The organism is Aggregicoccus sp. 17bor-14 (assembly GCF_009659535.1).
Lineage (GTDB): Bacteria > Myxococcota > Myxococcia > Myxococcales > Myxococcaceae > Aggregicoccus.
In genome coordinates this window covers 65,700-79,569 of record NZ_VJZZ01000019.1, presented here as the reverse complement: position 1 = coordinate 79,569, position 13,870 = coordinate 65,700, and the positions used below count along the sequence as shown (strand labels likewise).

Genomic DNA, 13,870 nt, shown 5'->3' with positions numbered 1-13,870 from the left:
CCGGTGAGAGGGGGACTGCGGGTGGCACGCGGCGAGCGTGCCGGCGAAGAGCCCGATGAGCGCTCTGTGCATGCTCCCAACATGTGCCCGCACGGCCCTCTCTCGCCGTGATGATTCGTGACAGGTATGCTCACGCGCCGTGAGCATTCCTCTCGCGTCCCTGGACCTGAACCTGCTGCTGGTGCTGCACACCGTGCTCTCCGAGCGCAGCGTGGTGCGGGCCGCCGAGCGGCTGCACGTGACGCCCTCCGCGGTGAGCAACGGCCTGGCGCGCCTGCGCTCCGCGCTCGGAGACCCGCTGGTGACACGCCAGGGCCGGGGCATCGTGCCCACGCCACGCGCGCTCGCACTCGCACCCGTCATTGCGCAGGGCCTGCGCGAGCTGGAGCGCGCGGTGCATGCGGCCCCCTTCGACCCGCGCAGCTGCACGCGCAGCTTCACGCTCGCCGTGGCGGACGCGGGTCAGGTCACCTGGGTGCCGCGCATCGCCGCGGCGATGGCCGAGCAGATGCCGCTCGCGCGCCTCTCCGTGGTGGGCATCGACTCGCTCGTGTCCCTGGGCGACCTCGCCTCCTCGCAGGTGGACCTCCACATCGGACTGCCCGGGCGCGGCGCCGGCTTGCACTTCGAGCCGCTGCTCGAGGAGCGCACCGTGCTGGTGGCGCGCCGCGGCCACCCGGCGCTGGGCAAGCGGCTGAGTGCGCGGGCGCTCGGGGCGCTGCGGCACGTGGGCGTGGAGATGGTGCCGGGCCGCAGCTTTCGCGACTTCATCGGCGCGGCCTACGCGCGCGCCGGCATCCCGCGCGAGGTGGCGCTCACCGTTCCCAGCTTCACGGCGGCAGCTGCGGTGGTGGCGGCGACTGATTTCGTCGCCACGCTGCCTGCATCACTCGTGAGCGCGCAGGGGGCGCGCCTCGGCGTGCACGCGGTGGACGCGCCGCTGCACCCGTACGCAGTGAAGATCGCCCTGTGCTGGCACGAGCGCACGCACGCAGACCCCGCCGCGCAGAGCCTGCGCGCACTGGTGCGGCGTGCTGTGCTCGCGCAGTGAGCGACCGGTGTTTGCCTTCTTCCCGGTGAGCCGCGACAACGCGAAGCAGTGGAGTGAGTGACGCGCATGCCCTTCTGACGGCTCGCAGGACGCGCGAGAGTGGCGCGAGGGGCACGGCCTCGAGAAGGAGAGGCTGGGTAGGGGACGGGGCTTCTCGAGCTGGGTGAAGCCATCCCGGGGCGCCCGTCTCGAAAGGAGATGCCGCTCTCGGACACCTGTCTCGCAACGAGACGACCCTCTCGGGAGCACATGGGCGCGTGATGCAAAAACGTAAAATCCAATTTTACGTTTTTGCGTGAGCCGGCCGCCCGCTCCCGAGGGGGCCCGCACGTAGAGTGAAGCTGGCACCTGGAGCCGGGAGGCCCGCGCGTAGAACGGAGCTTCCATTCCGCGCAGGACCGGGCCGCCAACGTGTCACCCCTGAACGCCGCAGACTGGCAGCGCCCCATCGCGAGGGGCCGAAGCGCTCCGTCACGCTTCCGGTCCCGACGCCCCACCTGCAGCGAGGACGCGTGCCCAGGGCGATGTGCGCGTTCACCTGCGGCATGGACTCCATCTGCTGCGACAGCATCGATCCGCGTCGTCGCATGTCGTGGCCTTCGCGGCTCTCCTGAAGAGCCTCAGCCCACGCGCCTCATCATCCGCGCCAGCTCGCGCTCTAGTGGATCCTCGCTCGCCTCGAGCGCCGCGATGACGCCGGCGCGGTCCTCGGCGCCCTTGTTCTGGCTCAGCTTGAACTTGCCCTCGAGCCGGGTGAGCCGCAGCTCGAAGGCGACGATGCCCTTCACCAGCCGCTCCGCGTAGTCCGCGGCCTCCTCGAGGCGCCACGGCCGCTCACGCCCGGACTCGTACTGGGTCACGGTGTCCTGCAGCAGTGCGTGCACCTGCGCGGGCTCCTCGATGAGCCGCGCCTCGCCGTACGCGTGCACCACCGCGTAGTTCCAGGTGGGCACGTTGGGCGCGCTCGCGTACCAGGAGGGCGAGACGTAGGCGTGCGGCCCCTGGAAGAGCGCGAGCACCTCGCGCTGCTGCGCGAGCCCGCGCCACTGCGGGTTTGCGCGCGCCATGTGTCCCACGAGCCGGTCCGGCCCGCGGCGCAGCAGCAGGGGCAGGTGGGTCGCGAAGGGGCTGCCCTCCTCTACGGTGACGAGCGTGGCGAAGCCGTAGCGCTCGATGAGGGGGAGGAGCAGCGCGGGGTCGTCGACCCGGAAGTGGGCGGGGATGTACATGGCGGGGGAACGGTAGGCACGGGCGGTGCGGCCGCGCGAGCGACCCGTGCGGCCGCGCGTCGTCGCCGTCCTGCGGAGCGCCCTACCCTGCTCGGGCGCAGGCGGGCGCGCCTCATCCGCGGCCCGGCTTGACCGGGGGCTGACCGCACTCGGGGCAGAGCCTGGCCGCGGCCGGTACCTGCGCGCCGCAGCCGCCGCAGGCCACCTGGGTGCTGAGGCCCTTGCCGCACTCGGGGCAGAACTTGCCGCCCTCCACCCGGGCGCTGCAGTGCGGACACGCGACGGTGCGCGGCGCCTTCATGTCCAGGTGCGCCACCTGGTTCTCCCCGCGCGCCTTCTCCCAGGTCTGCTCCACGGCCACGTGCGCCTGGATGCTCGCGGCCTCCTCGGCGAGGTCCGGCGCGCACTCCTCGCACAGGCCGCGCGCCGCGTTCCAGCATGCCTCCGGGCACACCCACTTGCCGCAGCGCGTGCAGTGCTCGAAGTGCTCGCGGCCGCCCTTCACGGCTTCGGAGTAGGCCTCGTCCCAGGCCTTGCCGCGCATCGCGTCTTTCAGGTGGTCCCCCGCGTAGGCGGCGCTGGAGGCCGCTCCGCCGAAGAGGCTCGCGGCCGCCTTCAGCACCGAGGAGGCGAGGCTCAACTTGCTCGTGACGAAGGGGCTCATGTGCCCGTTGCCACACTTGTCGCAGAAGAACTCGAACTGGAAGCCGCTGTCGTTCGAGCGGTCGCTGTAGTTGCGGGTGAACTGGATCATCGCGGTGGGTCCTCGGGGTGCTCGGCCAGGTGCGAGCAAGGTCCCACGCGCGTGTGATGAACCCGTGACGCCCCGGCGCTCGCGAGACACCTGCGGGCCGGCCCGGGGCCCGTTAAGGAGGCTCCGGACAGCCACACCGGAGAGGCCCATGCACGCCATGCAGTACGAGCTCACCCTGCCCGCCGACTACGACATGGGCATCATCCGCCACCGCGTGGCCACGCGCGGCGCGCGCACGGATGCGTTCCGCGGACTCGGCATCAAGGCCTACGCCATCCGCGAGAAGGGCGTGCACGGCTCGCCCGTGAACCAGTACGCGCCCTTCTACCTGTGGGCGGACGTGGCCGGCATGAAGGAGTTCCTCTTCGGGCCGGGCTTCGCCGGCATCATCAGCGACTTCGGCAGGCCTACCGTGCGCCACTGGACCGGGCTCGGCTTCGCGCCCGGTCCCGGCTTCGACGTCACACCGGTGGCGGCGACGCGCACCACCGTGCGGCTGGGCACGGAGCGGCCGCTCGCAGATGCCGCGCACGAGGCGGTGGAGGGTCTGGCTGCGCAGGCCTCCGCGCGTGGCGTGCACTCGGCCGCTGCGCTCGTGGATCCCACCGCCTGGGAGCTCGTGCACTTCACGCTGTGGAGCGGAGAGGCGCCGCAAGATGCCGCGGGGGAGCACTACCAACTGCTGCACGTCTCGAGTCCGCGGCTACAGGACTTGCCGCGCGGGCGGGCGTGGTAGGGCGCGGCCCATCCCTCACCCCGACCCTCTCCCAGAGGGAGAGGGGACACCTTCGCCCACTATCCTCGTGGTGCAGCGGCCTCGGTCAGTCGCCGTAGGCGTGCTCGAGGAGGTGCTGGGCGTCGTCGTGGCTCGCGCGCGCGGCCTCCACGTCGAGTCCCTCGCCGTGGCCGCGACCTTCGCCGGTGAAGAGCACCTGTGCGCCCTGGAGCACTGCGGTGCTCGGGCAACTCGGAAGGCGAAGCGCCGAGCGCAGCAGCTCGCAGGGGCGCGACTCCGGCGCGTCGAAGGTGCTGCCGCCCTCGCGCACCGTGTGCAGCCACGAGACGCGACCTGCGGCAAAGCGCAGCGACGTCGCGCCCTGCCCCAGCACCGACTGCACCTGGCTCAGCGGGCGCACCTCACGCCAGGGCTCGGTGCCCCCTTGCGAGAAGGGCAGCCACCGGCTCCAGCGCAGTGCGGGAGCGCGGAGGGCGACTTCGTCCTCGGGCCGCACGCGCACCGTGCCCTGGAAGGCCTGGCAGTGCGTGGTGTCGCACACGGGGCGTCCCGGGTGGCGGCTCTGCGCGTGCTGTGCGTTGTGGGCGGCCACGCGCGCGAGCGCCTCGTGCGCCGCGCCCTCGAGCGCCGCGTCCTCGGCCGCCACCACGCCCGCTGCGTACTGCAGGAGCGTGGTGCGGAAGATGAAGTCCGAGCCGCGCCGCGCGCGCAGGGCGCTCGGGCTCAGCGCGGCGCTGCCCTCGGGAAGCCGGTAGGGCGGCGCGGGCGAGCGTGAGAAGACGCCCGCGTAGTCGCGCCCCTGCGGCGCCTGGGCGAAGCGCACCTGCCAGGGCTGGCCGAGGCACACGGCCTCGCCCCCGGCCACCGCGTCCGAGAGCCTGCCCCACTCCAGAGAGAGCGCGCGCGGCACGCCGCCCTCCAGCGCGAAGCCCGCGCCGCGGCAGCGCAGCTCGGGCGCCTCGGGCGGCAGGAGCCCGAGCACCTGCACCTGCGCGGCCCCGAGCCCCGGGCGCCGCGCGCGCACCCGGGCGAGCAGCCGGGGGACTTCCTGCGCGAAGTCGCGCGGCATGAGGCCCGGGCGCGCGAGCACGGCCACCACGTCCTCGTCCACGGCGACAATCCACCCGAGCCGCGGCCGGCTCGCCGCGTCGCGCACGGTGCCCGTCTTCGTCGCCACGCCGGAGAGCTGCGCGGAGACCGGGAGCCCCGCGAGCGTGCCGCGCACGGCATTGTCGCGCAGCAACGACACCAGCTCGGGCCGCGCCTCGGCGAGGAGGCGGTAGGCCTGCGCGAGTCCCCACGGGGAGAGGCGCAGCGTGGCGCGCAGGCCGATGATCTCGGCGCGGTCCACGGGCTTCGCCGAGAGCCCCACCGCCTCGAGCACCGCGCCCCACGCCCCGAGCGAGGCGCCGTCCCAGTCGAGGAAGTAGCCGTTGCACGAGCGCAGCAGCGCCTCGCGCAGGTCCACGCGCGACGGCAGCCGCTCGCCGCAGGCCCACTCCGCCACCTCGCGGCGCGGCGCGAGGACGGGCGGCGCTCCGGGGCTGCCCGCGGCGAGGAAGGGCTTGAGCGTGGAGCCGAAGGGCATCGCGCGGCGCACCTCGCCCTCGCTCAGCAGCACCTCGCCCGAGTGGCGGCTGAGCACCAGCGTGGCCCCCGCCACCGCGCCCACCTCGGTCCCCGCGAGCTCGTCCACCGACACGTCCACGGCCCAGCGCGCGCCGTCGTGGCACTGGCGCAGGCGACGCGTGAGGGCGGGCGGGAAGCCGGGCGTCTCGCCCAGCACGCGCGCGAGGGCGGCGCGTGCGCGCGGCGTGTCCACGCTCGAGGCGCGAGAGAGCTCCGCGGCCGCGTGCGTGAGCGACTGGTAGGGCGCCTCGCGCCAGGCCTCCAGCTCGCCGCTCAGCTGCAGCGCGAGCGCCTCGTGGAAGAGCCGGTCGCCGGAGGCCTGCGGACACGCCCACCACAGCAACTGGTGCACGAGCTCGTGGCGCAGGGCCACGCGCAGCCGTGAGTCCAGGACGCCCGGCGCCGCCTGTCTCAGTTCCACGCGGCCCGGCCGCCCCTGCCCGTTGCGCGAGGGGGAGAGCGCCTCTCCGCGCACGAGCAGGATGTCTCCCGGGCGCCCCGCGGGAAGGCCGCCGGCCTGCGCGGCGTAGAGCGCCTCGAGCGAGGCCCACGCGGCTGCGGCCTCACTGCGCAGCGCGGGCTCGGGGGTGAGGTCACCGCGCGTCTGGAACGCAGGCGTGGCCGCCAGCGTGGCGAGCACCAGCAGCGCGGCCCCACCCGTCACGGCCTCAGCCTCCGTCCTGGCCCGCGGCGGTGGCGCTGCTCGCGCTGGGCACCACCTTGAGCACGTCCGCCGCGGTGCGGCCGTGCACGCGCGCCACGTACATGTCCTCGATGCGCGCGGGGGGCGCCGAGAAGGTGCCGGCGAACTGCGCGCGCAGCACGTAGCCCACCGTGCGCGGGCTCTGGCTCCACCAGGCGGGCTCCTCGAAGAAGAAGGTGGCGCGCTCGGGGCTCAAGGAACGGCGCTTGAGGGCCTCGGGGGCGAGCGGCAGCGAGTAGGGCTCGGCGCGGAAGGCCTTGTCCTCGCCCAGCGGCACGAAGCCCGCGGGGACCGCGTCCTCCACCACGTAGTAGGCGGAGCGGTCGCGGCTGTCCTCGCGCGCATCCAGCGTGAGCTCCACGTACACCTCCTCGCCCACGTGCACGCTGTCGCCCGCGTTCAGGCGCACGCGCGTCCCCTCGCGCAGGGCGTAGTAGGCGCGCGACAGGCTCATGCCTTCGCTCTCCGGCTTCACGTCCGGAAGCGGCGTGGACGCGACAGCGTGCAGGCTGGCCACGCCGGGGAAGTCCGCGAGCTCCACGCTGCGCGTGCCGGGCTCCAGGGTGGCCACGAGGCCGAGGCCCCGGGCGCTGAAGTGCACGGGCTTGCCCACGCCCTTCACCTCGGGCGGCGGCAGGCGGCGCAGCTGCTTCGCATCGCGTTCCACGAGCCACAGCGAGTGCAGCAGCGCGGTGCTCCGGTCGAAGGTGGAGAGGCCGGGCTCGCTCAGCAGCTCGAGCAGCTGCCGGCGCACGGCGTCCACGTCGATGGGGCCGTAGGAGGCCGCGTGGCCGAGCACCGCGGTGAGGCCCACGCGGCGCAGCGGGTAGCGCCACAGCGCCTCGTCCGGCTGGGTGAGCAGCGCGGGCTTGGCGAAGCCCTCGCGGCTCAGGGCCACCAGCTGCTCGAGGCGCGAGGCGAGCGCGGGCTCACGGCGCACGCCGGCCTGCTCCGCGGCGAGCACCGCGAGCGCGAGCGGGTAGAGGTCGCCGGGCTGGGCCGCCTGCACCAGCGCGCGCACGCGGGGCGCCGCGCGCGGGCCGTCCAGGCGCGAGAGCACCCAGGCGCGCGTCGCATCCAGCTCCGTGGGCAGGTTCTCCTGCGCCTCGAGCCAGCGCGCGCTCTCCACGATGCGCGGCTCGTTGCGGTCCACCAGCCCCGCCTCCACCGCGTACGCGAGCCCGTCCAGCGCGACGAGCGTCATGGGCAGGCTGGGCTCGCTGTAGCCGTCGAACCAGGTGAAGCCACCGCCGCGCACCTCGAGCTCGAGGATGCGGTGCGTGCCCTCGACCGCGCGGCTGCGCGCCTCGGCGAGCAGCGCCTGGCTCTGCGGATCCAACCCGTCCAGCGCCCCCGCCTTCTCCAGCGTGCGGAAGAGGGCCACGTTGGGCACGGTGGTGGAGACGAGCTGCTCGAGGCAGCCGTACGGGTAGGTGAGCAGCTCGCGCACGTTGGCGAGCGCCGCGTCCACCAGCGAGGGCTGCAGCACCAGCTCCACGTGCGAGAGGCGTGCGCTCGCGGCGGCCGGGAGCGCGAGCGCGCCGCCGCCCCAGCGAGACACCTGCACCGGCGCCTCGAGCACCGCAGGGCGCACGGGAAGCTGCCGGCGCTCGGCGAGCGGCTCCTTGCCGCCGGCCACCTGCACCGAGAGCTCCCCTGCCCCCGCGCCCTTCGCGCTGAGCTTCATGGGCAGCACCTGCTCCGCACCCGGCGCGAGCTGCACCGCCTGCTGCACGCCGGCGCCCTGCAGCACGCCCGCGGCCGCGAGCTTGATCTGGAGGCCTTGAGGCGCCTTGCTCGCCTCACCCGCGGAGAGGCGCACGCTGGCGAGCGCCTCGTCGCCCTCGCGCAGGAACTGCGGCAGCGCGGTGTAGAGGTTGAGGCTGCCGCGGGTGGCGAAGCCTGCGGTGCCCTCGCCGAAGCGGCCCGAGGTGTCCGCCGCCACGCCCGTCACCACCCAGAGCGTCTGGTTGCTCGGCAGGGTGAAGCGCACGGTGGCGCGGCCCTCGCGGTCGGTGACGACGGAGGGGTTCCAGTACGCGGTGTCGCGGTCCAGGTCGCGCGCCTGGCGCGTGGGCGGCTTCACCGAGGCAAAGGCGTGGTCCGGCGGCAGCCCGCGCAGTGCGCGCGCGAGCGCCTCGCCGTAGCCGTAGCCCTGGAACTCGGCAGAGAGGAAGGTGGCCACGTTGTTGCGGCCCACCGGGTAGAAGAAGTCGAGGATGCCGGGGCGGAACTCGCTCTGGATGGCGTAGACGGCCTTGTCCACCACGCCCACGGACACCTGGGCGACGACGCCCTCGCCCTCACTGTCCGTCACCCGCAGGTCCACCACCTGCTCGCCCAGCGGCGCGGCCTCGGCGCGCCGCGGCTGCAGGCTCACCGTGAGGGTGCGCTCGCGCGGCACGATGCGGAAGCCCACCGTGCGCTCCTCCCAGCGGCCCTGCGCCGTGGGGTAGGCCACGGACGCGTACACCGCGCTGCCGAAGCGCTTCTCCACGTCGAAGCGGTGCACCAGCGTGCGCCCGTCGAGCTGCACGAGCTGCGTGCCGTACAGCCCCGCGCCGCCCAGCGTCACCCACACGGGCCCCGCGTCCTTGCCCTCCGGGCCCCAGCCCTCGGGCAGCAGCGCGACGAGCTCCGCCGTGTCCCCGGGCGCGAGCGTGCCCGAGAGCGCCGCGAGCGTGAGGTTGGGCACGCGCGCCACCGGCTCGTCCGGCGCGCCGATGACGAGCAGCTGCGCCTCGCCCGTCCAGGCCTCGCCCCGCTTGTCCTTCACCGTCACGCGCGCGAGCACCGCGCCCGCGCGCGAGGTGGGCACCGGCTCGCGCCGCACGCCCGCCGCGTCCGTGGTGAAGGTGCGCTTCTCCAGCGACTTCTCGCTCCCGTCGGCGCGGCGCAGCACGAACTCCACCTCGCCCGGCGTCGCCCCGTAGGGCTTGCCGGAGAGCGTGGTGGCGCGCACCTCGAGGAAGGCCTCGGCGTCCTTCTTCACCACGGCGGCCGAGAAGCGCGCCGCCCCCATCACCTCCACCTTGGAGAGGAAGAAGGAGGCGCTCGCGTTGGCGAAGGTCTCCTGGTCGTCGCGCGCGCGCACCGTGAGCGCGTAGCGGTAGGGCAGGCGCTCCTCGCCCGGAGCGAGCGGCGGCACCGCGAGCTCCACCTGCGCCTCGCCGTTCGCGTCGAAGACCGCGGCGCTTGCCCACGGGTCCTCGCCGTCCGACTCGCGCGCGGCCACCGAGGAGTAGAGCCGCTCGGGCACGCTGAGGGCGCCCTCGCTCGTGGAGGGGCTGCCGTAGGTGACGGCGCTGCCCTGCCCGCCCTTGCCCGCGTCGTCCACCCACGCCGGCGCATCGAGCAGCGTGCGGTAGAGGAACACCTCGTAGCGCGCGCCTGCGGGCACGCCGCCCGCGTAGCGCCGCGCGCGCACCGTGGCGCGCAGCGGCTCGCCCGGCACCACCGTCTCGCGCTCGGGCTGCAGCTCCACGTAGAAGGTCGGCTTCACGTAGTCCTGCACGCGCGCCTCGCCGCCGTGCTGGCGGTCGTCCACCTGCGCCATGAGGCTGAGCACGCCGGTGCCGAGGTCGGAGGGCAGCTGCAGGTTGCCCGCGAAGGAGCCGAAGGCGTCCACGCTCGCGCGCGTCTGCACGCTGCGGCCCTCCGCGGAGGTGAGCTTCACCGTCACGCTGCGCTGGCGCGGCGTGAAGAGGCGCGCGAGGAAGCTGTCCGGCTGGCGCAGGAGGCCGCGGAACTTCACCTCGTCGCCCGGCTTGTAGATGGGCCGGTCGCTGTAGAGGAACACGTCCGGCGTCACGGCGAGCGAGGAGTAGAAGTCCGTGTCCACCAGCGCCGTGTCGCGGCCCACCGACGCGGTGGCGATGAGGCGCGGCTCGCTCACCGGGAGCGTCACCTCGCCCTGCGCGTCCGTGGTGCCCGCGGGGCCCTTGCCCGTGGGCAGGTACAGCTGCACCTTCGCGCCCGCGCGGGGGCGCTGGTCGCGGCCCGCCACGCGCACCAGCACGCGCCCGTCCGTCTGCTTCAGCTGCACGGTGAGGTCGGTGACGACGAGCACCACCTGGCCCTCGATGCGCCCCTGCACCAGCTGCAGCACGTAGGTGCCCGCGGGCAGCGGCGCGAGCGAGACGCGCCGCTCCTGGTAGCCGCCCTCCTCGCCCGCCGTGTCGAAGCCCGGCACGCTGAAGGCGCCGTCATTGCCGCCCAGGTCCAGGTTGAGCCACTGGCTGCGCACCACGCGGAAACCCGGCGGGATGCCCACGAGCTTCTCGCTGCCCTCGGCGAGGCGCACCAGCGGGCGCGGCGAGGGCGGGGGCGGCCGCGCGGGGAGGCCCGGGGCGACGGCACGGCGCAGGTCCTCGCCGAGCGCGAAGAGGAGGAAGCTGCCGGGCGCGCGCACCGCGTTGAGCCCGCGGGTGAGCGCATTGCCCGGGTTCTGCGTGGTGGGCGGCACCTGGTAGGCGCGGCGCAGGTCGCCCTGCGCGCGCAGGAAGGCGTCCACGTCCGAGGGCTCGAGCACGCGCAGCTCCACGGGGCCGCGCGACTCGAAGGCCACGTCCACCGCCACCGGCTCCTGCGTCCCGTAGGCGCGCGGCACGGTGATGTAGAGCGGCTTGGCCAGCGCCGAGCCGGCCGTGAGCACCAGCGCGGCCAGGGCCGCGATGCGAGCAGTGCACCTCATGAACCAAACCCTCCCGGCATCAGCGTGTTGCCCTCGAGCGTCCCGCGCAGTCCCACGTACGGCAGCGTCTCCAGCTCGCGCCGCGCCGCCTCGATCTCCGGCGGCGCCGCGCGCGCGGGCTTCTTCTCGGCGGCGTCGTTCCCTGCGACATACCCGTCCGCGAGCAGTCCCCCGAGCAGCCGCCCGGTGTTCACCCCGAAGGCCACCGAGCCCTTCTCGCGCAGGCCGCGCACCAGCGGCGCCGAGGCGTGCAAGAGGCTCGGCGAGCGGCCCTCGCAGGCGCGGCGCACCCGCTCCAGCACCGCGGGCGTGGAGGCGAGCACCAGGTGGCCGCACAGCGGCGCACGCACCAGGGCGTTGGGCCCGGAGAAGAGCTGCTCGAGCGCGGGCCCGTCCTCGGGGCGTCCCCAGACGAGCGCGACCTCCGTCGCAGCCTCGGGCGAGCCGCGCGGCGTCCAGAGCAAGGCCACCTCGCGGGTGCGCAGCTTGGGCGCGGCCCCCTCGCCGGACCAGAAGGCCTTGAGCGCCTCGGGCTCGAGCGACTCGGGGAGGCGCAGCTGCACCGCGAGCAGCACCGGCGTCTCCTCGGGCACGAGCTTCAGGAGCCCCTCGGAGAGCGGGGCCGCATCGAGGCGGCGCTCACCCTTCAGCGCGCGCCCCGCGAGCCCGCGCGCGACGAGGCGCTCTCCCTCCACGCCGAAGCGCAGCGTGGTGTGCTCGAGGCCCGCCACGTGCGAGAGCAGCTGCAGCTCGCGGCCCAGCGGCTCGGGCGCGAAGCCCAGCTCCACGTCCACGTCCTTCGCCGGCGCCTCGAGCCCGGGCAGCGGCGTGCACAGCCCCTGCAGCACGGAGGCAGCGGTGCGGCCGAGCACCAGGCGATCTCCAGAGCGCGCGGCCCACACCGACTGCTCCGCGACGAGGAGGCGCTCGATGCGGAAGCCCTCGGCGGGCGCCGTGCCCTTCCCGCCCGGGCACGCCTTGGCGAGCAGCGCGTTGCGCCGCGAGACGGTGCGCAGCGACTCGTAGGCGGCGACGGCCGCGCGCTCCGGCTCGGGCAGCAGCAGCACCGGCGTGCCGTTGCGCGCGTCGCCCGAGAGCCAGAGGAGGCGGAAGGGCGAGGCCAGCACCTGCTCCGCGAGCAGGTCCAGCACCGCGCCCTTGAAGGAGCCGCCCAGGTCCTCGCCGCGCGTGCCGAGGAAGGCCGCCCAGCCGCCCACGAAGCCGCGGCCCAGCGGCGCCTGCAGCTGCTGCGTGAGCCACGCATTCTTCGCGAGCGCCGCGCGCACCTTCGCGGGCGCGTACACGTCCACCCAGAGCGCGGCCTCCTGCGCCTCCTCGGGCGGCTCCATCGGCTGCGGCTCGCCGGACACCGGCGGCAGCGCCTGCAGCAGCCCGCCCTGGTTGGAGGCCGTGGCCCCCTGGCTCGAGGTGTCCGAGGGCGTGCCCCCACGGTGGCGGCCGAGGAGGTACGCGCCCGCGCCCACGGCGACGAGCGCGCCGGCGGCGAGCGCCGCCAGCAGGGCGGGAGGAAGGCGGGTCTGCATCACATCCACTCCTTGAGACGGAAGAAGCCGACGAAGGCGGGGTTCTCGGGCACGGGGCGCCACTCGCGCGGCGCCTCGGTGGCGAGCGCGTCGAGGCGCCCGGTGCGCACGGCGGCGCCCCGCTCCCCCGGGTGGTAGACGACGCGCGCCGGCGCATGCGCCCGGTCCTCGGGGCGCACCACCAGCATCAGGTGGAAGACGGGCCCCGCGTCGCGCTCCATGCGGAAGGCGACGAGGTCTCCGGAGCGCAGGCCCTCTCGCGCCGCCTCACCGCGGCCGAGCGGCGCGAAGGAGCGCGAGAGCAGCGTCTCCGCGTCCGCGAAGTCGCTCGGGGCGCCGGCGGCATCGCGCCACAGGGGCTGCGCGAGGCGCGTTGGGGCAGCGCGGCGGTAGGCCGTGCGGAAGGCGAAGCGCACCAGGCCCGCGCAGTCGCGCTGCGAGGGTTGCCACGCCGGGTCCTGCGCGCGCACCTGCGCGAGCGCCACGCGCGCGAGCTCGTCGCGCAGGCGCACCGCCTGCGAAGGCGCAGGCGCCTGCTGCAGCAGCAGCAACCAGAGGAGCGGGAGGGCGTGCATGGGGCCGGAGGAGGACTAGTCGCCGCTGTCCACGCCGCCGCTGGTGAGCGCGTCCACTGCCTGCTGGAGGTTGCGCGGCCAGGCATCGGAGGTGGGCGCGGGGTCCTGCGATGGCGCGTACACCTCCGCCTTGCCGTCCCCGAGCACGTTCACCCACGCGAGCATGCGCGTGGTGCCGCGGGTCGCGAGCGGCACGCGCACCATGCGCCGCACCTCGGAGGGCGTGCCCTCGTAGAGCGCGACGTTGAGGGTGGCCACGGTGTGCGCCTTGTCCCCGCTCGGCCAGTAGTTCGTGGCGATGAGGTAGAGGCCGCGCGGCGGCGCGCGGTGCACGTAGAGGTAGGGGCCGTAGGCCGGGTCGTCGAAGTCGCCGCCCTGCTCGTTGAGGTAGAAGGTGCCGCCGCTCGGGCTGTTCGTGTCCGCCCAGTACACGTGCGCCATCTTCTTGAGGTCCAGCACCGTGCCCTTGCCGTCCGGCGCGGGCGCCACGCTCTCCTTCGTGGGCTCGTACACGTGCAGGTCCGTGTACACGCCCTCGGTGTCGCTGGTGAGCACCGCCTTGAGCGGCACTGGCGGCACCTGCGCGTACACCGTGGCCTGCGCGCGCGCCGTGCCCGCCTGGTTCGTGGCCAGCACCGTCACCACGTTCTTGCCGCTCGCCGCGGGGAACTTGCGCTCGAAGCGCCCGCTGAAGGTGCGCATGAGGTAGCGGTCGCCGTTGATGCTCAGCACCACCGGGTCGATGGTGGTGTCGCTCACGCTGCCCGCCACCGTCAGCATGCGGTCCACCGTCCAGCCGCCGGTGGGCGCCGTGAGCCGCACGGTGGGCAGCGTGCGCCCCTTGCCCACGGGCACGCCCTGCTGGCGCGGGTTGGCGACGGGGGCCTGCGCGAGCAGCGCGGCCAGCAGCAGGGACACCATGCGGAGCCTCGGGGGACGGGGACGGGCCGGCCTTC

General features: G+C 74.7%; 9 protein-coding genes. 2 read left to right on the top strand and 7 right to left on the bottom strand.

All coding sequences use genetic code 11. The features are described from left to right. The first annotated feature begins 139 nt into the window (after positions 1-139). Positions 140-1,051 carry a LysR family transcriptional regulator gene (locus FGE12_RS26970; RefSeq protein ID WP_194798317.1) on the top strand — a complete coding sequence of 304 codons (912 nt, stop codon included), beginning with the start codon at positions 140-142 and terminating at the stop codon, positions 1,049-1,051. A gap of 620 nt (positions 1,052-1,671) precedes the next feature. On the opposite strand, the gene FGE12_RS26965 is transcribed toward FGE12_RS26970, so the two are convergent. Together FGE12_RS26965 and FGE12_RS26960 are read right to left on the bottom strand one after the other, a co-directional pair. Further along, positions 1,672-2,280: an FMN-binding negative transcriptional regulator gene (locus FGE12_RS26965; protein WP_153869494.1), complete on the bottom strand. Its 609-nt coding sequence runs from the start codon at positions 2,278-2,280 to the stop codon at positions 1,672-1,674. A 112-nt stretch (positions 2,281-2,392) separates the two neighbouring features. Next, positions 2,393-3,034 (bottom strand): zinc ribbon domain-containing protein, encoded by a 642-nt coding sequence (locus FGE12_RS26960; protein WP_153869493.1) that lies wholly within the window; start codon positions 3,032-3,034, stop codon positions 2,393-2,395. A gap of 148 nt (positions 3,035-3,182) precedes the next feature. Here FGE12_RS26960 and FGE12_RS26955 point away from each other — a divergent pair, with 148 nt between their 5' ends. After that, complete coding sequence (locus tag FGE12_RS26955; protein ID WP_153869492.1) at positions 3,183-3,770, top strand: DUF4865 family protein; 588 nt, start codon at positions 3,183-3,185, stop codon at positions 3,768-3,770. Between the two features lie 85 nt (positions 3,771-3,855). Here the strand turns inward: FGE12_RS26955 and FGE12_RS26950 are convergent, their stop codons facing one another. From FGE12_RS26950 to FGE12_RS26930, 5 genes are read right to left on the bottom strand one after another with little or no spacing between them, the layout of a single operon-like run. Further along, positions 3,856-6,063 carry a hypothetical protein gene (locus FGE12_RS26950; RefSeq protein ID WP_370459163.1) on the bottom strand — a complete coding sequence of 736 codons (2,208 nt, stop codon included), beginning with the start codon at positions 6,061-6,063 and terminating at the stop codon, positions 3,856-3,858. A 4-nt stretch (positions 6,064-6,067) separates the two neighbouring features. Next, complete coding sequence (locus FGE12_RS26945; protein WP_153869491.1) at positions 6,068-10,795, bottom strand: MG2 domain-containing protein; 4,728 nt, start codon at positions 10,793-10,795, stop codon at positions 6,068-6,070. Further along, positions 10,792-12,339: a hypothetical protein gene (locus FGE12_RS26940; protein WP_194941166.1), complete on the bottom strand. Its 1,548-nt coding sequence runs from the start codon at positions 12,337-12,339 to the stop codon at positions 10,792-10,794. The genes FGE12_RS26945 and FGE12_RS26940 overlap by 4 nt, the downstream gene beginning before the upstream one ends. Continuing rightward, complete coding sequence (locus FGE12_RS26935; protein ID WP_153869490.1) at positions 12,339-12,914, bottom strand: DUF1175 family protein; 576 nt, start codon at positions 12,912-12,914, stop codon at positions 12,339-12,341. The genes FGE12_RS26940 and FGE12_RS26935 overlap by 1 nt, the downstream gene beginning before the upstream one ends. Before the next feature lie 15 nt (positions 12,915-12,929). Beyond that, positions 12,930-13,835: a DUF2135 domain-containing protein gene (locus tag FGE12_RS26930; RefSeq protein WP_153869489.1), complete on the bottom strand. Its 906-nt coding sequence runs from the start codon at positions 13,833-13,835 to the stop codon at positions 12,930-12,932. Positions 13,836-13,870 lie beyond the last annotated feature (35 nt).

Excerpts from the sequence above, each read along its gene's own strand:
- FGE12_RS26930 (WP_153869489.1), bottom strand. The coding sequence starts at position 13,835 with ATGGTGTCCCTGCTGCTGGCCGCGCTGCTCGCGCAGGCCCCCGTCGCC.
- FGE12_RS26935 (WP_153869490.1), bottom strand. The coding sequence starts at position 12,914 with ATGCACGCCCTCCCGCTCCTCTGGTTGCTGCTGCTGCAGCAGGCGCCT.
- FGE12_RS26945 (WP_153869491.1), bottom strand. The coding sequence starts at position 10,795 with ATGAGGTGCACTGCTCGCATCGCGGCCCTGGCCGCGCTGGTGCTCACG.
- FGE12_RS26940 (WP_194941166.1), bottom strand. The coding sequence starts at position 12,339 with ATGCAGACCCGCCTTCCTCCCGCCCTGCTGGCGGCGCTCGCCGCCGGC.
- FGE12_RS26960 (WP_153869493.1), bottom strand. The coding sequence starts at position 3,034 with ATGATCCAGTTCACCCGCAACTACAGCGACCGCTCGAACGACAGCGGC.
- FGE12_RS26965 (WP_153869494.1), bottom strand. The coding sequence starts at position 2,280 with ATGTACATCCCCGCCCACTTCCGGGTCGACGACCCCGCGCTGCTCCTC.
- FGE12_RS26955 (WP_153869492.1), top strand. The coding sequence starts at position 3,183 with ATGCACGCCATGCAGTACGAGCTCACCCTGCCCGCCGACTACGACATG.